Genomic DNA, 19,870 nt, shown 5'->3' with positions numbered 1-19,870 from the left:
TAGGGTGGGCAAAGCGGCTTGTCCGCCATAGCTCGAAGAGCGACGGCGGTGCCCCCTACGACACCGCCCTACTCCGCCGGCTTCTCGTCCCGACGTGTCGCGCGCTTACCCTGCAAGGCACGCCTGGCGCGGCGCTCGGCGAAACGGTCGATCATCTGGCTGATGAGGCCGCGCGGCTTCTTCGGTGTCGTTGCAGCCGGGGCGCGGTGGGCCGGCGGCGAAATCTTCTCAAACATGAACGCTGGCATCGTGTGTCCCCTCGCCGTTGAGATGAACCACCCGCTCGAATTTCCCTGTTATCCGGACGAAGCGCAACTGCTGCATCCTCTACTCCACTCAATTCGAATGAACCATTTTCAAGCACGGTCCGTGCCAGATGCGACCCCAAATGCGTCTACATTGCGGACTGATCGGCATGATCCTAAACTGAGCCATGTTCGAAGCACACTTCCAGACATTCGAGGAGCCCGAGGCCGGCGTCGCATTGACGGCGCGCCTGGCCGCGCTCCGTGAAGAACTCGCCCGCCGCAAGCTGACCGGCTTCGTCGTTCCGCGCGCCGATCAGCAGCAGAACGAATATGTGCCCCCCTCGGAAGAGCGGCTGGCCTGGCTGACCGGCTTTACCGGTTCCGCAGGATTGGCGGTGGTGCTGACGCATGAGGCCGCGATCTTCGTCGACGGCCGCTACACGATCCAGGCGGCCAAGCAGGTCGACGCAAAGGCCTGGGCGGTGGAATCGCTGATCGATCCGCCGCCGGAGAGCTGGGTATCGACGCACCTGAAAGCCGGCGACCGCCTCGGATTTGATCCGTGGCTGCACACTTCTTCGGCAGCCGAGCGCCTCGCCGCCGCCTGCGCCAAGGCCGGCGCCGAGCTGGTCGCGGTCGACAGCAACCCGGTCGACGCGATCTGGCAGGACCGGCCGCAGCCGCCGCTGGCCCCGGTCGCCGTGCACAGCCTGCAAAATGCCGGGGTCGCCGAGGCCGAGAAGATCACGCAAATCAAAAGCGAGATCGCCAAGCTCGGCGTCGACGCGCTGGTGCTCTCCGACAGCCACGCCGTGGCTTGGACCTTCAACATCCGCGGCGCCGACGTCGCCCATACTCCTTTGCCGCTGTCCTACGCGCTGGTGCCGAAGGACGGCCGGCCGACCGTATTCATCGACCACCGAAAACTCTCCAATTTGACCCGCGACCATCTGGAGCAGTCCGCCGACGTGCGCGAGCCCGATGCGATGGCACCGACGCTGATGGCGCTCGCCAAGAGCGGCGCCGCGATCGCACTCGACAATGCCACCGCGGCCGACGCGCTCAGCCGGCTGATCGCAAGCGCCGGCGGCAAGCCGGTGCGCGGCAGCGATCCGATTGCGCTGCTCAAGGCCGTCAAGAACGCGACCGAGATCAAGGGCACACGGACGGCGCACCGCCGCGATGCCGTGGCGCTGGCGCGCTTCCTCGCCTTCGTCGATCGCGAGGCATCAAGCGGCAAGCTGACCGAGATCGACGCGGTCGAGGCGCTCGAGACGTTCCGCCGCGACACCGGCGCGCTGAAGGACGTCTCGTTCCCGACCATATCAGGCACCGGTCCGAACGGCGCCATCGTGCACTACCGCGTCACCCGCAAGAGCAACCGGCGCATCGCGCCGGGCGATCTGCTGCTGATCGATTCCGGTGCGCAATATGAAGACGGCACCACCGACGTCACCCGCACGATGGCCGTGGGCGAGCCGACCGGCGAGATGCGCGACCGCTTCACCCGCGTGCTCCGCGGCCACATCGCGATCGCGCGCGCGGTGTTTCCCGACGGCACCACCGGCGCGCAGCTCGACACGCTGGCGCGGCAATATCTCTGGGCCGCCGGCGTCGATTTCGAGCACGGCACCGGCCACGGCGTCGGCAGCTATCTCAGTGTGCACGAAGGACCCGCGCGGATCTCGAAGCTCGGCACGACGCCGCTGAAGCGCGGCATGATCCTCTCCAACGAGCCCGGCTATTACAAGACCGACGGCTTCGGCATCCGCATCGAGAACCTCGAGCTGGTGGCCGCCGCCGACATCGAGGGCGCGGAAAAACCGATGAACGCGTTCGAGACGCTGACCCTGGCACCGATCGACCGCCGGCTGATCGATGTCGCGATGCTGGGCAAGGACGAGCTCGACTGGCTCAATGCCTACCACGCGCGCGTCCGCGCCGAGGTGCGGCCGGCACTGGACGAAGCGACGAAGGCCTGGCTCGATCAGGCGACGGCCGAGCTGAAGGCGTAAGCTCGCGCCGGAGATGCATGGCGCTACGCGATTTGCGCAACGCTCTCACCTCACACTCGCTGTCATGCCCCGCGAAGGCGGGGCATCCAGTACGCCGCAGCCTCTCGATTCAATCACTACGGCCTCTGGAATACTGGATTCCCCGCCTTCGCGGGGAATGACACCGAAGATGTGGCACGACCGCACAACATCTCAGCACACGCACCCGTAGGATAACGGTCTCCACACGCTGTTATCACAACCGTCCCGAAATCCGAATAGCCGCATTCCGAAACGCCGATATCCGTCTTGCGTGAGCACGCTACAGTCGATTCGACTTCGAAAGACGGACGACTATGCACGGCATGATCAGCAGGCCGCCGGACGCGGCGACGAAAAACATCGCGACCTCGCGCGTGGTGTTGCTGCTGCTGGTCGTCATGACCGGGATCGCGCCGATCTCGCTCTATATCCTGGTTCCGGCGCTGCCCGTGCTGGCGACGACGTTCGGCCGCGACATCTCGATCGCGCAGATGACGGTGTCCCTGTACATGGTCGGCATCGCACTGTCGCAGCTCATCATGGGACCGCTGTCGGACAGGTTCGGCCGGCGTCCGGTGCTGCTTGGCGGCCTCGCGCTGATGGTCGCGGCGAGCATCGCCTGCATCTTCGCCGAAACCCTGCCGCAACTGATCGCAGCGCGCTTCTTCCAGGCGCTCGGCGGCGCCTCCGGCATGGTGGTGAGCCGCGCCATCATCCGCGATATCTACGAGCGCGACCGCGTCGCCTCCATGATCAGCCTCGTAATCGCAGCGCTCATGATCGGCCAGATGGTCTCACCGCTCACCGGCGGCCTGATCGAGACCGCATTCGGCTGGCGGGCCATTTTCTACGCCGTCACCTTCGCCGCGATCGCGGTCGCAATCGGCATCGCGATCGCGTTGCCCGAGACCCGCCGCGATCGCGCGGTCGGCAGCGGCGGCTTTCGCAGCGACGTCGGCACCCTGATCAAGAGCCGCGCCTTCATCGGCTACGTGATGTGCCAGGTGCTGGCGTCCCAGATTATCTTCACCTTCGCCGGCGGCGGCCCCTACATCGTGGTGACGCAGATGGGCCGGACCAGCGCCGAATATGGCGCCTGGTTCGCGACAACAGGTTTTGCATATCTCGTCGGCAATCTGCTCTGCGTGCGCTTCGCGCCGCGACACTCGCTGGAAAAGCTGATCTGGTTCGGGCTCGGCCTGCAACTCTGCGGCAGCCTGTTGAACCTGCTCTGGAGCTTCACCGGCTGGAACGAGGCTCCGAGCTGGCTATTCGGCACGCAGATGATCGTGATGGTCGGCAATGCCTTCGTGATGGCGAACTCCGCCGCCGGCGCCATCAGCATCCGCCCTGAAGCCGCCGGCACCGCATCAGGCGCGATGGGCTTCCTCCAGCAGGGCATCGGCGCGCTGATGTCGCAATTCGGCGCCTATCTCGGCGGCCACTCCGCCACCACGCTGCCGCTGACCTCCGCGGTGCTGGCGATCTCGCTGCTCTGCGCCTGCATGATGATCTTCGTCGTTCCTCGCCGCGAGGTGGTGGTGAGCGAGGAGTTGATCGAGCAGGCGGAAGAGGAAGAGACGGGGATGATGTGAGAGGGGCGATTGGCCTCGCACCAATCTCGGTGTCATTCCCCGCGATAGCGGGGAATCCAGTACACCGCGGCCCATCGGTTCTATCACAGCCGTCTCGGAGTACTGGATCGCCCGGTCAAGCCGGGCGACGACAGCGGAGTGAGTGGCACGAGCGCGCCCCTCTCACTCCCCGATCAGCGTCAGCCACTCGTCCTCGGTCAACACCTTGACGCCGTGCTTGTTGGCTTCCGCGAGCTTGGAGCCCGCACCGGGACCGGCGACGACGAGATCGGTCTTCTTCGACACCGAGCCTGACACCTTCGCCCCCAGACGCTCCGCGGTCGCCTTGGCTTCGTCGCGCGTCATCTTCTCCAGCGATCCCGTGAACACCACCGTCTTGCCGGCGACGGCGGAGTTGCTCTTCGGCTTCTCGGCGTCGATGATCTCGACTTCCTTGGTCAGCCGTTCGACGATGCCGCGATTGTGGCTCTCGCCGAAATAGTCGGCGATGCTCTTGATCACGGTGTCGCCGATCTGGTCCAGCGCGTCCATCTCGGCCATCGCCTCCTCGTCGCCCTTGGCGACCTTGAGGCAGGCGTCGTGGAAAGCGTCCCACGAGCCATAGCCGCGTGCGAGCGCCAGCGCCGTGGTCTCGCCGACATGACGCATCCCGAGCGCAAAGACGAAGCGCTCCAGCGCGATTCTGCGCCGGCTCTCGATGGCGCCGAACAGGTTGCGCACCGACGTTTCGCCGTAGCCCTCGATCTCCTCGAGCTTCAGCTTCGCGTTGCGCTTCTCCAGCGTGAAGATGTCGGCGGGCTCCTTCACCCATTCCTCGTCGAAGAAATACTGGAGCTGCTTCTCGCCAAGACCGTCGATGTCGAAGGCGCGCCGCGACACGAACAGTTTGAGGTGCTCGATCTTCTGATAGGGACAGGCGAACTCGCCGGTGCAGCGGGCGCGCGAGCCCTCTTCACCGGCCGCCGTTTCCTCGCGCGTGACGTCGGTGTGCAGCGGGCACGGGCACTTCGTCGGGAAATGGAATTCCTTGGCCGTCTTCGGCCGCTTGTCGAGGACGACGTCGACCACCTGCGGGATGACGTCGCCGGCACGCTGGATCACGACGGTGTCGCCGATCCTGATGTCGCGCCCCTCGCGCAGCACCTCACCCTTGTTGCCGATGCCCTTGATGTAGTCCTCGTTGTGCAGGGTGACGTTCTGCACGATCACGCCGCCGACGCCGACCGGTTCGAGCTTGCCGACCGGCGTGAACGAGCCGGTGCGGCCGACCTGGATCTCGATGTCGCGCAGCACCGTCACGGCGCGCTCGGCCGGGAATTTGTGCGCGATGCCCCAGCGCGGCGTGCGTGAGACGAAGCCGAGCCGTTCCTGCCAGTCGATGCGGTCGACCTTGTAGACGACGCCGTCGATGTCGTAATCGAGTTTTGCGCGCTGCTCCTCGATCGAATGATGGAACGCGAGCAGCTCCTCAACGGAATGACAGAGCCTGGTCAACGGATTGGTCTTGAAGCCGCAGCGCTCGAACCAGCCGATCATGCCGCTCTGCGTACCCTCCGGCATCGCGCTCATCTCGCCCCAGGCATAGGCGAAGAAGCCCAGGGGGCGCGAGGCGGTGATGGTCGGGTCCTTCTGCCGGAGCGAGCCTGCGGCCGAATTGCGCGGATTGGCGAACGGCGCCTCGCCGGCCTCGACCTGCTTCTTGTTGAGTGTCAGGAAGGCCCTCTTGGTCATGTAGACCTCGCCGCGCACCTCGCAGATGTCAGGGACGTTGCGGCCTTTCAGCTTCTGCGGCACGTCTTCGAGGGTGCGGATGTTGGCGGTGACGTCCTCGCCTTCGGCGCCATCACCGCGGGTCGCCGCGGTGACGAGCTCGCCGCCCTCGTAGCGCAGCGACATCGAGAGGCCGTCGATCTTCGGCTCGGCCGAGAAATCGACCTTGTCGTCGTCGAGCTTCAGGAAGCGCACGATGCGGCCGACGAAGTCGCGGACGTCCTCTTCGGCAAACGCGTTGTCGAGCGACAGCATCGGAACGGAATGCCGGACTTTCCTGAAGCGACCCGACGGTGCCGCGCCGACTTTCTGGGACGGCGACTCCGCGCTGACGAAATCCGGAAAGCGCTTTTCGATCGCGTTGAAGCGCTGGCGCAACTCGTCGTACTCGGCGTCGGTCACGGTGGGCGCGTCGTCTTGATAGTAGCGCCTGTCGTGCTCTTCGAGTTCGAGTGCGAGCCGCATGTGCTCGACCTTGGCCTGCGCCTTGGTGAGGTCGGCGACGTCGCGAAGCGGCCTTGCTTTGGATTTTGCTGCTCTTGCCATGGTGCTTGGATACGACGGAGCGGGCGGGAGGGTAAAGGCGGTTGGTCTCGTGCCCCGGACGCTGCGCAGCGCGGAGCCGTGCGCTGCAGAGCCGGGGCCTGTGTGGCGGCATTCCGTGTCCCGGCTCGCGCTACGCGCATCCGGGACACAAAGTCTAACTCGCCGCCTTGAGCAGCCGATCGGCGGCCGCCCTCGCCTCGGCCGTGATCTCGGCGCCGGCGAGCATGCGGGCGATCTCCTCGCGGCGGTGGTCGGCGGCCAGCGCATTGACGCGGGTGGCGACGCGCTTGCCCTTGTCGAGGGCGTCCTTGGAGATCAGCAGATGCTGGCCGGCACGGGCGGCGACCTGCGGGGCGTGGGTCACGGCCATCACCTGCACCTTGCCGGCAAGCCGCGCGAGCCGCCCACCGATGGCGTCCGCGACCGCACCGCCGACCCCGGTGTCGATTTCGTCGAACACCAGCGTCGGCGCCGAGCCACGGTCGGACAGCACGACCTTGAGCGCCAGCAGGAAGCGCGAGAGCTCGCCGCCGGAAGCGACCTTCATCATCGGACCCGGCTTGGTGCCGGGATTGGTCTGCACCCAGAACTCGACGCGGTCGAAACCCTGCGGGCCCGGCGCGGCCTCATCGGTCTCGACCTGCGTCATGAACTTGGCGCGTTCGAGCTTGAGCGGTGCGAGCTCGGCGTTGACCGCCTTGTTGAGCTTGTCCGCCGACTTCTGCCGCGCCATCGACAATTTCTTGGCGGCAGCGGCATAGCGCGCGTCGGCCTCGATCGCCGCCTGCTCCAGCTTCTTCAACCGCGAAGCACCGGCATCGATCAGGACGACATCGGCAGCGTATTTGGCGGCAAGCGCAGCGAGGCCATCGACCGGCGTCGAATATTTGCGCGAGGCGGCGCGTAGCGCGAACAGCCGCTCCTCGATGCGCTCGAGCTCACCCGGATCGAAGTCGGTCGCGGCGAGCGCGGCCAGGAGATGCTGGTCGGCTTCCTCCAGCGCGTTGATCGCGACGTCGATCGCCTTCACGGCGGGCTCGACCAGCGCCGGCGAGTTGACACCGCGCCGCTCCAGCCGGCGCACGGCGGCCGACAGGGAGGCGACCGGCGAATGATTGCCGCCGACGGCTTCCTGCGCCTCCCGCAAATCGGAGGCGATCTTCTCGCCCTGCATCATGGTGGTGCGGCGACCGGCGAGCGAGGTCTCCTCGCCTTCCTTGGGCGCGAGCTGCTTCAGCTCGTCAGAGGCGTGGCGCAGATAATCGGCCTCGCGCGCGGCGCGCTCCATGGCGGCGCGGTGCTCTTCCAGCGCGGCGCTGGCCGTACGGCGCGCGTCCCAGAGCGCTTCGACCGCGGTGACGTCCTTTTCGAGACCTGCGAAGGCGTCGAGCAGGCGACGGTGGGTGGCAGCATCGACCAGCGCACGCTCGTCATGCTGGCCGTGGATCTCGACCAGGGCGCCACCGACCGCCTTCAGCGTCTGCACGCTAATCGACTGGTCGTTGATGAAAGCGCGGGTGCGGCCGTCGGCGAGTTGCACCCGGCGGAGAATCATCTCGCCGGTATCATCCAGGCCGTTCTCGGCCAGAATCTTCGTCGCGGGGTGATTTTTGGGGATATCGAAGACGGCGGTGACCTGCCCCTGCTCCGCGCCATGGCGCACGAGCCCGGCGTCGCCGCGGCCGCCGAGCGCCAGTGCAAAGGCATCGAGCAGGATGGATTTGCCCGCACCGGTCTCACCGGTCAAAACCGCAAGTCCGGTGGCGAATTCGATATCGAGCCGCTCGATCAGGACGATGTCACGGATCGACAGACGCGCCAGCATGGAATCAAATTTCCTAGCCGAGACTATAGGCCTATCTTCTTGAAGGCCCTGCTCATCCAGGAACCCTGATTCTCGCTCGGCTCGAGACCCCCGGATTTTACAAGATTATAGGCGTCCTTGTACCAGCGGCTGTCAGGAAAATTGTGGCCAAGCACCGCGGCTGCGGTCTGCGCCTCGGCGACGATGCCGATCGTCATATAGGCCTCGGTGAGCCGGAACAGAGCCTCCTCGACATGGCGGGTGGTCTGGTACTGCGTGACGACGGCCTTGTAGCGGTTGATCGCCGCCGTGTAGTCGCGCTTCTGCATGTAATAGCGGCCGACATTCATTTCCTTGCCGGCGAGCTGGTCGCGCGCACCCTCGATCTTGGCCTTGGCCGAGGTCGCATATTCCGAGTTCGGATATTTGCGGTTCACCTCTTCCAGCGCGGCGATCGCCTTCTCGGTGCGGGCCTGGTCGCGGCTGATGTCCGGGATCTGGTCATAGTGGGAGGCGGCGATCAGGTACTGTGCATAGGCCGCGTCCGGGCTGCCGGGATGCAGCGTGACGTAGCGGGTCGCGGCGCCGATGCAGCCGTCATAGTCGCCGCCCTGGTAGGAGGCATAGGCCGACATCAGCAGCGATTTGCGGGCCCAGTCGGAATAAGGATGCTGGCGGTCGACCTCTTCGAACTTCTTGTTCGCCCCCTTCATGTCCTTCTTCTCGTTCATGAGGTACAGGCCCTCATTATAGATCTTGTCGGCGGGCTCCTCGGTGAAGGTGTCGTCCTTGGCGGTGAACTTGTCCCAGAGCGCGCCGGTGCCGCAGCCGGCCAGCGGCAGCGCGAGCACCACGAAGGTGGCGGCTTGAAGCAGCCCGCGAACTCCAGGCGAGACCGAGAGATATCCGCGCGTCATACGCTGTGCCGACATGAATTTAAGCCCTGACGCCCTGTGATGCGGTGTCCGCCAGCCCATGAACCCCGTCATGGGCGCGAAATGTAGCCGTGGCGCCTGCCATGCGACCACGCCGTGTAACCGAAAAACGATCTCGAACCAACCGGATAGGCAGGCATTTCGCCCGGATTAAGGCGAACGCGCCGCAATCCTAGCCGATCATCGTTACCAGGAGTTTCCCGGGGAAAGCTGCCGCCAAACGCAGGCGGCAACAGAACGCCAGTGGCGACAGGTCTCGTCAGGACACGTCCGGCCCGTAGGCCGCGGCGATCCGGCCGCCGACGATGCCGCGACCGACTTCGCCCACGGGACGCGTGGTGCGGCGGACGGCCTCGCCCTCGACCACCCGCCAGGCGGTACGGTCGGCGAGCAGCGCGGTCAGGACAGCGTGGTTGAGCTTGTGACCGCCACGCACCGAGCGGTAGGCGCCAAGCAGCGGCAGGCCGGCCAGCGCGAGGTCGCCGATCACGTCCAGCACCTTGTGGCGGGCGCATTCGTCGGCGTAGCGCAGGCCCTCGGTGTTGAGCAGCCGCTCGTCGTCGAACACGACGGTATTGTCGAAGGAGGCGCCGAGTGCGTAACCCGCGCTCCAGAGCCGGGCGACGTCGCACATCAGGCCGAAAGTCCGGGCGCGGCCGACTTCGCGGCGGAAGCGCTCCGGGCTCAGATCGAAGCCGTAGCTCTGCTGGCCGATGACGGGATTGGTGAAGTCGATCTCGATATCAACGCGGAACCCGTTGGCGTAGGGCCGGATCTCGCCGAAGGAGTCACCGACCTTGGCCGAGATCGGCTTCAAGACCTGAATGAAGCGGCGCTGTGCCGGCTGGCTGACGATGCCGGCCTGGTCGATCGCGGCAATGAAGGCCGCGGCGCTGCCGTCCATGATCGGCACTTCAGGGCCGTCGATCTCGATGGTGGCGTTGTCGACGCCCATGCCCCGCAGCGCGGCAAGCACATGCTCGGCGGTGGAAACCAACGGGCCGTCACGATCGCCGAGGACGGTGGCGAAGTCGGTCGCGATCACCTGGTCGGCGGTCGCCTGAATCTCACGGTCACTTCCCTCGAGGCCGGTGCGGACAAAAACAAACCCCGCATCGACGGGCGCAGGCCCCAGCGTGAGAGTGACGGGAAGCCCGGAATGAACGCCAACGCCGGCCACGGTGGCTTGCGCACGAAGCGTTGTTTGCCGGCTAAATTTCATCAGGAATCCGCCCCACTACGACCCACTGCGACTTATACTAGGCCCGCTTGGCCGGCCAGTGCCGACGGTTGCGAATCTCCGTATCCCCAAGTCACGGCAAACCATAGTCACAGCCTCAAACAGCGCCAACTCACGCTTTTTTACCGATTGTTACCCCAAACCTGCCGTATTCGCGCCAAGGCTTAACCAAATTGCGCCGGAGTTTGGGACCGTTATCGGCAGTTTTACTGAACCACCAAATGCGTAATTAATGATTTAAAATCAGTTGTTTGATCCCGCAATCCGGGCATGCACGGGACCAAAGGAAAGGTCCCGGCAAGCTTCCCGCCGGGACCTTTTTTCGTCGGCCTTATTGTAACAATCCTCAGGTCGCCTGACGCCTCAGGAAGGCCGGGATATCAAGATGGTCGTCACCCTGTGGCGCCGGCGCAACAGGCGCCGGGCGGCCATGCATGTCCAGGCCCTGAGGCGCAGGACGGCGGGCATACTCCGATACCGGCTCGCTCGCCGCGATCTGCTGCGCCACGCTCTTCTGGGGCCGGCGATCGGGCAGCGGCGGCATCGCGGGACCGGCGGTGCGGGCTGCGACCGGCGCCTCACTCTCCTCGTCGCGGCGGCCGAGGCCGACATTGGCGAGGCGCTGGAGCAACGACAGGCGGGTCTTCTGCGGGGTCTCTTCTTCAACCTCGCCGCGGGCCTGGCGAAGCTCGGCCTGGGCCGGCATCGGCAGTTCGTCGATACGCGGCATCCGCGGTGCACGGACCGGCCCACGCTCGGCCTGCGGCGGGATGAAGGTTTCCGGCGTCATCGGCTCCTGCATCGCGACCGGGGCCATGTCAGGCTCCGGAAACAGCGTCGGCTTCTGCGCGATCGGGCGTACCGTGACGTCGCCATAGGTCTGCATCGGCGCGGGCGCCTGCGGGACCTCGGCAACGGCAGCCGCGATGGCGGCAAGCGCGGCGCGCTCGACATTCTGACGCGGCGCGGTCGGGGCGGCGGCCGGGATCTGGGCTTCCAGCTTCTGGGCGCGCTCGGCCATGCGCTGATTGTCGGCGCGCAGACGCGCGGTCAGATCGGCGAGACGGCTCTCGGCAGCGGCGGCCGGAGCAGCGGGAGCCTGCTGCACCTGTTGAATCTGCTGCGGCGCCGCGTTCGCGACCGGGGCGCTGGTGGCCTGGGTGTTGCGGGCGATCGTTGCCTGCTCGATGCCGGTGGCGACGACCGAGACGCGGATCAGGCCGTCGAGCGCTTCGTCGAAGGTCGCGCCGACGATGATGTTGGCGTCCTGATCGACTTCCTCGCGGATGCGGGTCGCGGCTTCGTCAACCTCGAACAAGGTGAGGTCCTTGCCGCCGGTGATCGAGATGAGGAGGCCCTTGGCGCCCTTCATCGAGCTATCGTCGATCAGCGGGTTGGCGATCGCGGCTTCAGCGGCGGTCAGCGCGCGCTTGTCACCGGAAGCTTCGCCCGTACCCATCATCGCCTTGCCCATCTCGCGCATGACGGCGCGAACGTCGGCGAAGTCGAGGTTGATCAGACCTTCCTTGACCATCAGGTCGGTGATGCAGGCAACGCCGGAGTAAAGCACCTGGTCGGCCATCGCGAAGGCGTCGGCGAAGGTGGTCTTCTCGTTGGCGACCCGGAACAGGTTCTGGTTCGGGATGATCAGGAGCGTGTCGACGACCTTGTGCAGCTCGTTGATGCCGGCCTCGGCGGTGCGCATGCGGCGGCCGCCCTCGAAGTGGAACGGCTTGGTCACGACGCCGACGGTGAGGATGCCCATGTCGCGCGCGGTCTTGGCGATGACGGGTGCAGCGCCGGTGCCGGTGCCGCCGCCCATGCCGGCGGTGACGAACACCATGTTGGCGCCCGAGAGATGGTCGCGCAGTTCGTCGATCACCTCTTCCGCCGCCGCCGCGCCGACGTTCGGCTGCGAACCCGCGCCGAGGCCTTGCGTGACCGCGGTGCCCATCTGCACGATGCGCTGCGCCTTCGACATCGTCAGCGCCTGCGCGTCGGTGTTGGCGACCACGAAGTCGACGCCCTGGAGGCCCGCCGTGATCATGTTGTTGACGGCGTTGCCACCGGCGCCGCCGACGCCGAACACGGTGATCCGGGGCTTCAATTCGTGAATATCAGGAACATTGATGCTGATGGTCATGTTTGCCTCTCGATCACGCGCGCGTGGGTTCGCCCCGGCCGGCGGCCGCGGGAGTTGGTGAAATGCGAAGGTTGCGGAACCGGTTCATCAGAAGCCCTCGCGTAGCCATCGTCCGACCTTTCCAAAATAACCGCCCGTCCCTGTCTTGACCTGCTGCCGCGTATGCCGCGGTTCGACATGCTCGTGATGAACATATTGCGGGTAGACGAGGAGCCCGGCCGGCACCGCGAACGCGGCGTTCTTCGCCTCGTTGGGCAGCCGGCCGAAACCGAGCGGACGTCCGACCCGCACGGGCCGGCCGAGAATCTGTGTGCCGAGTTCGACGAGTCCGGTGAGCTGCGAGGCGCCGCCGGAGAGCACGACGCGGCCGTTGGGCTCTGAGGCGAAGGGCGAATCCTTCAGCTTGTCCCGAACCATTTCGAAGACTTCCTCGGCACGGTGCTTGACGATGTTGGCGATGGTCGCGCGGGAGACGATCTGCGGCAGATCCTGCTCGTCACCGGCTGTCGGTACAGACATCAGCTCACGCGAGTCCGATCCGCCGGTGATGACGGTCCCATATAACGTCTTGATTCGCTCGGCATCGGCAATGGTCGCGGAGAGTCCGCGCGCGAGATCCATCGTGATGTGTTGCCCGCCGACCGCAAAGCCCGCCGCATGCACGAAGTGGCCGCCGGAATAGACCGCGATGGTGGTGGTGCCCGCGCCCATCTCGACGACGGCGGCGCCGAGATCGGCTTCGTCGTCGGTCAGCACCGACAGGCCGGCCACATAGGGGCTCGCCGCCATGGCTTCGACATTGATGTGGCAGCGCTCCACCGCCAGCATCAGATTACGGGCAACGGTGGCCTCGCAGGTGACGACGTTCATGTCGACACCGAACTGATGGGCGACCATGCCGCGGGGATCGCGGATGCCCTTGACGCCGTCGAGCGTGTAGCCGACCGGCAGCGCGTGCAGCACGGTCCGGCCCTCGCCGGTGGCGTGGCGCATGCCGGTGGAGGTGACGCGGCTGACATCGGCCGGCGTCACGGCGCCACCGCGGATGTCGGCCGCGGCTTCGACCAGCTGGCCGGAGAGGCGCCCGCCCGAGACCGACAGCAGCACGGACTCGACCCGCACCTTGGCCATTTTCTCCGCCAGCCCGACGGCCTGGCGCACCGCCTGCTCACATTCGGCGAGATCGACCACTGCGCCGGCCTTCATGCCGCGCGACTGGATCTGGCTGTAACCGATCAGCTCCACCGCGTGGGTACGGTCGCGCAGGGCTTCGCTCGGCGCCGACGGCCTCAGCCGCGCAATCATGCAGGCGATCTTGCTGGTGCCGATATCGAGGCAGGCGACGATGCCGCCGCGCTTGTGCGGCATCGGGCGCGTCTTCGGGGTCTGGGTGCGATCAAGACCGGTCATGCGGCGTCCCCGGCCTTCTTTTTCTTCTTGTCCTTGAACAGGTCCTCGCGCGCCTTGGCGGCGTCGTCGGACAGCTGCACCACCAGGCGATCGGGCAGGCGCATGTCGACGGCGACGATGTCGCGGGAGAACAGCTTGTCCTCCTTGTCGAGCCTGGACAGCATCGCGAGGGCGTTGCCGACGTCCTGCTCGGGCAGACGGATGTCGAGGCCATCCTTGAGCCTCAGATTCCAGCGCCGCTCGCCGACATAGATCGCGGCCTTGGTCACCGAATTGATCTGCGGATAGCGCGCCAGCAGCGCCAGGAAATCGCGCGCCTGGGTGTCGGCGCCCTTGCCGACCACGAGCGGCAGCGACAGGAACCGGCGCGAGACGTAAGGCTCGAGCACCGCGCCGTCATCGGCGATGACGGAGAGCCGGCCGGCCTCCTGCCACAGCGCGAATGCCTGGCGCTCGGTGATGTCGATCATGAGCCGGCCCGGATAGAGCTTCAGCACGGTCGCATCCGCAATCCAGGGATTGGCCTTGAGCTTGTCGCGCACGACGTCGGCGTCGAGGAACAGCAGCGAGGAGCGGCCGCTGACCCCGCCGACCGCGAGGATCTCGTCCTGGCTGAGCTGCTTGCGGCCGTTGATCACGACGGAGGTGATGCGGAAGCCCGCGGAATTGGCCAGCGCGTTGCGGGTGTCGCTGACTGCGGCGATGAAATCCTGGAGGTGGCCGCCCCTGACAATGCCGAAGCCGCAGCTTCCGACCAGCAGCAGAACGGTCATGGTGATCCCGATCCGGCGCGGCGCATAGCGCTCGACCAGCGCGACCACGCGCGGCGGCGGCTCGCGCTCGACGACGGGCTTGGCCTTGGTCTTGGACCTGATCTTGTTCTGGGCGACAGCGCGCTTCTGGTCGCGCTTATCCTGTACCCACTCGCGCAGAAGCACGACCGCTCCGATAGCGGCCGCCTTCAGGTCAGCTTGGGGCCTCAGCGATCTCAGAAACGACCGAGTGAGGCTTCCTGCACCATCCATTGCACGAGCTCGTCAACAGTTAGCCCGCGACATCGCGCGGGTCCTGGCGAACATGACGTCTCGGACTTGCCGGGCCGGGTGCTGGTCTTCAGAAGAAGAAAACCTCTCCCCTTCAAAGCGTTCGCTGGAGGTGACATCACCCGCAACAGCCCACGCGCCGGCAGCCAAAGCGTCATATGCGCCGCCAGCGTTAACCTTCGGACGTCCTGGTAAACAAAAGGTAAACTTCGTTAACGCGGGATGCGTTTTGCCCAGGCATGTGAGGCATTTATGCCGCGATGTCCGGCATTTTACCGGTTTTGGGTTCCAAAACCGGCCATTTCGCCGGTTCGGCCGTTAACCAGTCCTAATTATTTTCTCACGCCCCGCCCGGCGAGCTCGACCAGGCCGCGCAGGAAGTCGACGAACTCGATGCCTTCGGCTTTCAGCGCCTTGGGGTAGAGCGAGGACTTGGTCAACCCGGGCAGCGTGTTGGTCTCGAGATAGATCAGGCCCCTGTCGGAGACGATGAAGTCCGAGCGGGAATAGCCGGTGCAGGACATCGCGCGATGCGCCAGCATCGCCTGCTCCTTCAGCGCGGCGGTGATCTCGGGCGCAAAACGGCCGGGGCAGATCTCCTGGGTCGACTTCAGGAGATATTTTGCGGCGTAGTCGAAATTGCCCTCGCCCGGAATGATCTCGATCGGCGGCAGCGACATGATCGAGCCGTCGGTGCGCTCCAGCACGCCGCAGGTTGCCTCGACGCCCGCGATGTAGGGCTCGATCACATAGTCTTCGTGCTTCGCCGCATTGCGGACGGCGACGAGATCCTGCCTGGCGTTGACGAAGATCAGGCCATAGCTCGAGCCGTCGCGCGCCGGCTTTGCGATCAGCCGGCCGTATTCGGTGAAGGCCTCGTCGATCTTGTCCAGCGCGACGTTGGCCGGCGGCGTCACGCCGCCGAGCGCGGCGAAATGCTTGGCCGCGATCTTGTCGAAGGCGAGATGCGAGGAGGCCGAGCCCGATCCGGTGAAAGGCACGCCGCGCGCCTCGCACATCACCTGCAATTCGCCGTTCTCCGCGCGTCCGCCATGCAGGCCGAGCACCAGCACGCGGCCGTCCGTCTTGGCCTGGTCGAGCGCCTGCCCCAGCGGAATGCCTGATGTGCCGGGCTTGAACTCGTCCTCGAACGGACGGGCGTGTTCGAGCAGTTGCTTCGACTGCACGACATGCACCTTGTCCTCGACGTCCCACCACCAGAGATCGGCCTCGGGCAGCGCCTGATGTAGCGCCTGGGCTGAGGCGACCGAAACCAGACGCTCCCGGTTGGAGCCGCCGAAGAGGATGGTGATGCGCATGTTCTCTCGTCGCCTGTCCAGGTTAGTCGGGAATTCCAATCCGCTTGATTTCCCAATGTAGCTCAATTCCGGAGTTTGCCTTCACGCGTTCGCGCACGGTCTCGCCCAGCGTCTCGATGTCGTGCGCGGTGGCATCGCCCGTGTTGATCAGGAAATTGCAGTGCATCTCCGAGACCTGCGCGCCGCCGACGCGCAGGCCGCGGCAGCCGGCGGCGTCGACCAGCTTCCAGGCGGAATGGCCGGGCGGGTTCTTGAAGGTCGAGCCGCCGGTCTTTTCGCGGATCGGCTGCGCGGTCTCGCGGTGGGTCTGCACCTCCGCCATGCGCGCGCGGATCGTATCAGTATCCCTGATCTCGCCGCGAAAGCGCGCGGAGGTGAAGATGATGGAGGGGTCGACGCCGCTGTTGCGGTAGACGAACTTCATGTCGGCGTTCGAGAACACGTGCTTGCTGCCGTCCCTCGCAACGCCGGTCGCCTCGATCAACACGTCCTTGGTCTCGCCGCCATTGGCGCCCGCATTCATGCGCAGCGCACCGCCGATGGTGCCGGGAATGCCGAAATAGAATTCGAGCCCGCCGATATTGGCGGAGGCCGCCACTTCCGCCACGCGCTTGTCGAGCGCGGCAGTTCCAGCGGTGACGACATCGCCGCTCGCGCTCGCCTCGCCAAAGGCGCGCGGCGCCAGCCGAATCACCACGCCCGCGATGCCACCGTCGCGCACGATCAGGTTGGAGCCGACGCCGACGACATAGACGGGAATGTCGGACGCAAGATGCGCGAGGAAGTAAGCGAGATCGTCCTCGTCCGCCGGCGTGAACAGCACCTGCGCGGGACCACCGACGCGAAACCAGGTGAGCTCGGCGAGCGACTGGTTGGCGAGCAGTCGTCCGCGAAGTTGCGGCATTGCGGCTTTGAGTTCGGGCGTGATGTCCGGGAAGCTCATGGTGCGCTGACCGACATGCGAGCTGGATTGAGATTGCGCCGTGTGACGTTGTCCGCCAGCGCCCGGGGCTTACCCCTCTCCCCAACCCTCCCCCGCAAGGGGGGAGGGAGCGCAGTGTGCCGTGTGGCGGTCTGTGAGACTCTCATGAGAGCGCCTACCCCAACGCCTTCAATTCGTTGGGCAGCGCATACGCCCATTGCGTAATGTTGCCGGCGCCAAGGCACACGACGAGATCGCCCGGCTTCGCCAGGCCCTTGACGATACCTGCGAGCTCCGGCGCTGCCGGCAGGCCGATCACCTCGCGGTGGCCATGGGCGCGCAGGCCGGCGACGAAATGGTCGCGGTCGATGCCGTCGATCGGCGTCTCGCCGGCGGCGTAGACGTCGGCGACGATCACCGCATCCGCATCGTTGAAGCAGGTGCAGAATTCCTCGAACAGCGATTGCAGGCGAGTGTAGCGATGCGGCTGCACCACGGCGACGATCTTGCCGTTGCTGGATTCCCGCGCCGCCTTCAGCACTGCCGCGATCTCGACGGGGTGATGACCGTAATCGTCGATCACCGTGACACCGTTCCACTCGCCGGTCTTGGTGAAGCGGCGCTTGACGCCGCCGAAGCCTGCGATCGCCTTGCGGATCGCCTCGTCCGACACGCCGAGCTCGCGCGCGACCGCAATCGCGGCCGTCGCGTTCGAGGCGTTGTGGCGTCCCGGCATCGGCAACATGAGATCGGCGATCTCGTGCACGGCGCCGGTCTTGCGATCGCGGAACGCGACCTTGAACTTCGAGCCACCCCCCATCGGAGTGAGGTCAAGCAACCGCACATCGGCCTGCGGATTCTCGCCGTAGGTGATGATGCGGCGATCCTCGATCTTGCCGACGAGGCTCTGCACGACGGGATGGTCGATGCACATCACGGCGAAGCCGTAGAACGGCAGGTTCTCGACGAAATGCCGGAACGCGTCCTGCACCGCCTCGAAGGTCTTGAAGTGATCGAGATGCTCGGGGTCGACATTGGTGACGATCGCAACATCGGTCGGCAACTTCAGGAACGTGCCATCGCTCTCGTCCGCTTCGACCACCATCCAGTCGCCGGCGCCGAGGCGCGCATTCGAGCCATAGGCATTGATGATGCCGCCATTGATCACGGTGGGATCGAGGCCGCCGGCATCGAGCAGCGTTGCGACCATCGTGGTCGTGGTGGTCTTGCCATGGGTGCCGGCAATCGCGACGCAGCTCTTCAGCCGCATCAGCTCGGCCAGCATCTCGGCGCGGCGCACCACGGGAATGCGCCGTTCGCGCGCCGCCATCAATTCCGGATTGTCGCGCTTGATCGCGGTGGACACGACGACGACCGCAGCGCCGTCGACATTCTCGGCCTTGTGGCCGACCGAGACCTTCGCGCCCGCCTTGCGCAGACGGTCGAGATTGTAATTGTCGGAGGCGTCCGAGCCCTGCACGACATAGCCGAGATTGACCAGCACCTCGGCGATGCCGCTCATGCCGATCCCGCCGATCCCGACGAAGTGGATGGGTCCGATCTCGCGCGGCAGTCTCATGCTCTGTTCCCTGACCTCGCCGCCGGAAAGGCGGCATCTGGCGAAGGTCACGGCCAAATCAGCCGCGCCGTTGTTACTGGATGCCCCGCTTTGGAAGGCCAAGACAAGGGCTTTTTCGCGTCAGATTCCCGCGACTTTGACCACCAGATCGGCCAACCGTTCGGCCGCATCGAGCCGCCCCGCCCTCTTCGCGGCTGCGGCCATGGAGGCAAGACGCGCGGGCTCGGCGGCGAAGGCGGAGATCTCGGCGGCGAGCCGGTCGGAGGTAAACTCGGTCTGCGGGATACGGATCGCGCCGTCGACCTTGGCCAGCACGCCGGCATTGGCGAACTGGTCCTGGTCGATCGAGCCGGGTAGCGGCACCAGGATCGAGGGCCGTCCGATCGCGGCGAGTTCGGCGACCGTGCCGGCGCCTGAACGCGACACCACCAGATAGTTGGAGGCGAGCCGCGCCGGCAGATCGGTGAAGAACGGCGCGAGCTCGGCATTGATCTTGAGCTTGTCGTAGACCGCGCGCACGCGCGCCATGTCTTCGTCGCGCACCTGCTGGGTCAGGACGAGCCGGCTCCATAGCGCAGGCTCAAGGCGCTCGATCGCACCGGGGACGACGTCGGCCATAATGCGCGCACCCTGGCTGCCGCCGACGACGAGCAGGCGCAGCGGTCCGTTCGCTTCAGGCGCGACATATGGCACGGCGGCTGCGGCGAGGATCGCCGGACGCATCGGCGTGCCCACGGTCGTGGTCTTGCCTGCCAGCGCCGGATCGCGGTCGAGCACGCCGGGCAACGACGTCGCGATGGCGCGGACGCGGCTCGCCAGGAACCGGTTGGCGCGGCCGAGCACCGCATTGGCGTCGTGGATGATGCTGGGCACGCCCGCAAACTTTGCAGCGACCAGCGGCGGCAGCGTCGGGTAGCCGCCGAAGCCGACGACGGCGACGGGCTTCAATCGCCTGATCAGGCCGTAGGCGGACAGCGTGCCGGCGGCGAGCGTGAGGCCGGCATAGGCGAGCTGCAATGGATTGCGGCCACGCGCGGTCTCGCTCGAGACGACGTCGATCATGTCCTTGCTGAACAGCCCGCTATAGCGCAGGGCACGCTCGTCCGTGACGAGGCGGACGCGAAAGCCGCGCCGGATCAGCTCGACGCCGAGCGCCTCGGCCGGAAACAAATGGCCGCCGGTGCCGCCCGCGGCGAGAAGAATCAGGGGGGAAGTGTCCATGGGTGCCCCTTTTACAAGCCCTCCGCCGTCATTGCGAGCGTAGCGACACCGTGCTCGCG

General features: G+C 66.0%; 14 protein-coding genes. 2 read left to right on the top strand and 12 right to left on the bottom strand.

Features of this window, described 5'->3' with window-relative positions:
* Nucleotides 1–68 precede the first annotated feature (68 nt).
* Nucleotides 69–248, bottom strand: coding sequence for a hypothetical protein (locus AB7531_RS09825; RefSeq protein WP_028147633.1), 180 nt, complete (start codon nucleotides 246–248; stop codon nucleotides 69–71).
* Between the two features lie 185 nt (nucleotides 249–433).
* On the opposite strand from AB7531_RS09825, the gene AB7531_RS09820 reads away from it, so the two are divergent.
* Both AB7531_RS09820 and AB7531_RS09815 read left to right on the top strand, forming a co-directional pair.
* Nucleotides 434–2,263: an aminopeptidase P family protein gene (locus tag AB7531_RS09820; protein WP_441279939.1), complete on the top strand. Its 1,830-nt coding sequence runs from the start codon at nucleotides 434–436 to the stop codon at nucleotides 2,261–2,263.
* Between the two features lie 335 nt (nucleotides 2,264–2,598).
* Nucleotides 2,599–3,879, top strand: coding sequence for a multidrug effflux MFS transporter (locus tag AB7531_RS09815; RefSeq protein WP_063981548.1), 1,281 nt, complete (start codon nucleotides 2,599–2,601; stop codon nucleotides 3,877–3,879).
* Between the two features lie 162 nt (nucleotides 3,880–4,041).
* Here AB7531_RS09815 and ligA read toward each other — a convergent pair whose 3' ends face one another.
* From ligA to murG, 11 genes are all read right to left on the bottom strand, one after another.
* A complete protein-coding gene (gene ligA / locus AB7531_RS09810; protein WP_063981547.1) occupies nucleotides 4,042–6,195 on the bottom strand; it encodes an NAD-dependent DNA ligase LigA in 2,154 nt (717 codons plus the stop codon).
* A gap of 154 nt (nucleotides 6,196–6,349) precedes the next feature.
* Complete coding sequence (gene recN / locus AB7531_RS09805) at nucleotides 6,350–8,020, bottom strand: DNA repair protein RecN (RefSeq protein WP_063981546.1); 1,671 nt, start codon at nucleotides 8,018–8,020, stop codon at nucleotides 6,350–6,352.
* Nucleotides 8,021–8,043: 23 nt separating this feature from the next.
* Nucleotides 8,044–8,931: an outer membrane protein assembly factor BamD gene (locus tag AB7531_RS09800; RefSeq protein WP_028147628.1), complete on the bottom strand. Its 888-nt coding sequence runs from the start codon at nucleotides 8,929–8,931 to the stop codon at nucleotides 8,044–8,046.
* Between the two features lie 262 nt (nucleotides 8,932–9,193).
* Nucleotides 9,194–10,156 (bottom strand): UDP-3-O-acyl-N-acetylglucosamine deacetylase, encoded by a 963-nt coding sequence (gene lpxC, locus AB7531_RS09795; RefSeq protein WP_063981545.1) that lies wholly within the window; start codon nucleotides 10,154–10,156, stop codon nucleotides 9,194–9,196.
* Between the two features lie 364 nt (nucleotides 10,157–10,520).
* Nucleotides 10,521–12,317 (bottom strand): cell division protein FtsZ, encoded by a 1,797-nt coding sequence (ftsZ, locus tag AB7531_RS09790; RefSeq protein ID WP_063981544.1) that lies wholly within the window; start codon nucleotides 12,315–12,317, stop codon nucleotides 10,521–10,523.
* A gap of 87 nt (nucleotides 12,318–12,404) precedes the next feature.
* Nucleotides 12,405–13,727, bottom strand: coding sequence for a cell division protein FtsA (ftsA, locus tag AB7531_RS09785; RefSeq protein WP_441279938.1), 1,323 nt, complete (start codon nucleotides 13,725–13,727; stop codon nucleotides 12,405–12,407).
* Nucleotides 13,724–14,752: a cell division protein FtsQ/DivIB gene (locus AB7531_RS09780; protein ID WP_063981542.1), complete on the bottom strand. Its 1,029-nt coding sequence runs from the start codon at nucleotides 14,750–14,752 to the stop codon at nucleotides 13,724–13,726. The genes ftsA and AB7531_RS09780 overlap by 4 nt, the downstream gene beginning before the upstream one ends.
* A gap of 350 nt (nucleotides 14,753–15,102) precedes the next feature.
* Nucleotides 15,103–16,089, bottom strand: coding sequence for a D-alanine--D-alanine ligase family protein (locus AB7531_RS09775; RefSeq protein WP_063981541.1), 987 nt, complete (start codon nucleotides 16,087–16,089; stop codon nucleotides 15,103–15,105).
* Between the two features lie 22 nt (nucleotides 16,090–16,111).
* Nucleotides 16,112–17,032, bottom strand: coding sequence for a UDP-N-acetylmuramate dehydrogenase (gene murB / locus AB7531_RS09770; RefSeq protein WP_063981540.1), 921 nt, complete (start codon nucleotides 17,030–17,032; stop codon nucleotides 16,112–16,114).
* Between the two features lie 154 nt (nucleotides 17,033–17,186).
* A complete protein-coding gene (gene murC, locus AB7531_RS09765) occupies nucleotides 17,187–18,590 on the bottom strand; it encodes a UDP-N-acetylmuramate--L-alanine ligase (protein ID WP_063986144.1) in 1,404 nt (467 codons plus the stop codon).
* Between the two features lie 120 nt (nucleotides 18,591–18,710).
* Nucleotides 18,711–19,811 (bottom strand): undecaprenyldiphospho-muramoylpentapeptide beta-N-acetylglucosaminyltransferase, encoded by a 1,101-nt coding sequence (gene murG / locus AB7531_RS09760; protein ID WP_063981539.1) that lies wholly within the window; start codon nucleotides 19,809–19,811, stop codon nucleotides 18,711–18,713.
* Between the last annotated feature and the right edge of the window lie 59 nt (nucleotides 19,812–19,870).

The organism is Bradyrhizobium sp. 63_E2_N1_3 (assembly GCF_052076005.1).
Taxonomy (GTDB): domain Bacteria; phylum Pseudomonadota; class Alphaproteobacteria; order Rhizobiales; family Xanthobacteraceae; genus Bradyrhizobium; species Bradyrhizobium barranii.
Note: the sequence above shows the minus strand (reverse complement) of the source record. Positions and strands in the feature narration are given on the sequence as shown.

Excerpts from the sequence above, each read along its gene's own strand:
- AB7531_RS09825 (WP_028147633.1), bottom strand. The coding sequence starts at position 248 with ATGCCAGCGTTCATGTTTGAGAAGATTTCGCCGCCGGCCCACCGCGCC.
- AB7531_RS09820 (WP_441279939.1), top strand. The coding sequence starts at position 434 with ATGTTCGAAGCACACTTCCAGACATTCGAGGAGCCCGAGGCCGGCGTC.
- AB7531_RS09815 (WP_063981548.1), top strand. The coding sequence starts at position 2,599 with ATGCACGGCATGATCAGCAGGCCGCCGGACGCGGCGACGAAAAACATC.
- ligA (WP_063981547.1), bottom strand. The coding sequence starts at position 6,195 with ATGGCAAGAGCAGCAAAATCCAAAGCAAGGCCGCTTCGCGACGTCGCC.
- recN (WP_063981546.1), bottom strand. The coding sequence starts at position 8,020 with ATGCTGGCGCGTCTGTCGATCCGTGACATCGTCCTGATCGAGCGGCTC.
- AB7531_RS09800 (WP_028147628.1), bottom strand. The coding sequence starts at position 8,931 with ATGTCGGCACAGCGTATGACGCGCGGATATCTCTCGGTCTCGCCTGGA.
- lpxC (WP_063981545.1), bottom strand. The coding sequence starts at position 10,156 with ATGAAATTTAGCCGGCAAACAACGCTTCGTGCGCAAGCCACCGTGGCC.
- ftsZ (WP_063981544.1), bottom strand. The coding sequence starts at position 12,317 with ATGACCATCAGCATCAATGTTCCTGATATTCACGAATTGAAGCCCCGG.
- ftsA (WP_441279938.1), bottom strand. The coding sequence starts at position 13,727 with ATGACCGGTCTTGATCGCACCCAGACCCCGAAGACGCGCCCGATGCCG.
- AB7531_RS09780 (WP_063981542.1), bottom strand. The coding sequence starts at position 14,752 with ATGGATGGTGCAGGAAGCCTCACTCGGTCGTTTCTGAGATCGCTGAGG.
- AB7531_RS09775 (WP_063981541.1), bottom strand. The coding sequence starts at position 16,089 with ATGCGCATCACCATCCTCTTCGGCGGCTCCAACCGGGAGCGTCTGGTT.
- murB (WP_063981540.1), bottom strand. The coding sequence starts at position 17,032 with ATGAGCTTCCCGGACATCACGCCCGAACTCAAAGCCGCAATGCCGCAA.
- murC (WP_063986144.1), bottom strand. The coding sequence starts at position 18,590 with ATGAGACTGCCGCGCGAGATCGGACCCATCCACTTCGTCGGGATCGGC.
- murG (WP_063981539.1), bottom strand. The coding sequence starts at position 19,811 with ATGGACACTTCCCCCCTGATTCTTCTCGCCGCGGGCGGCACCGGCGGC.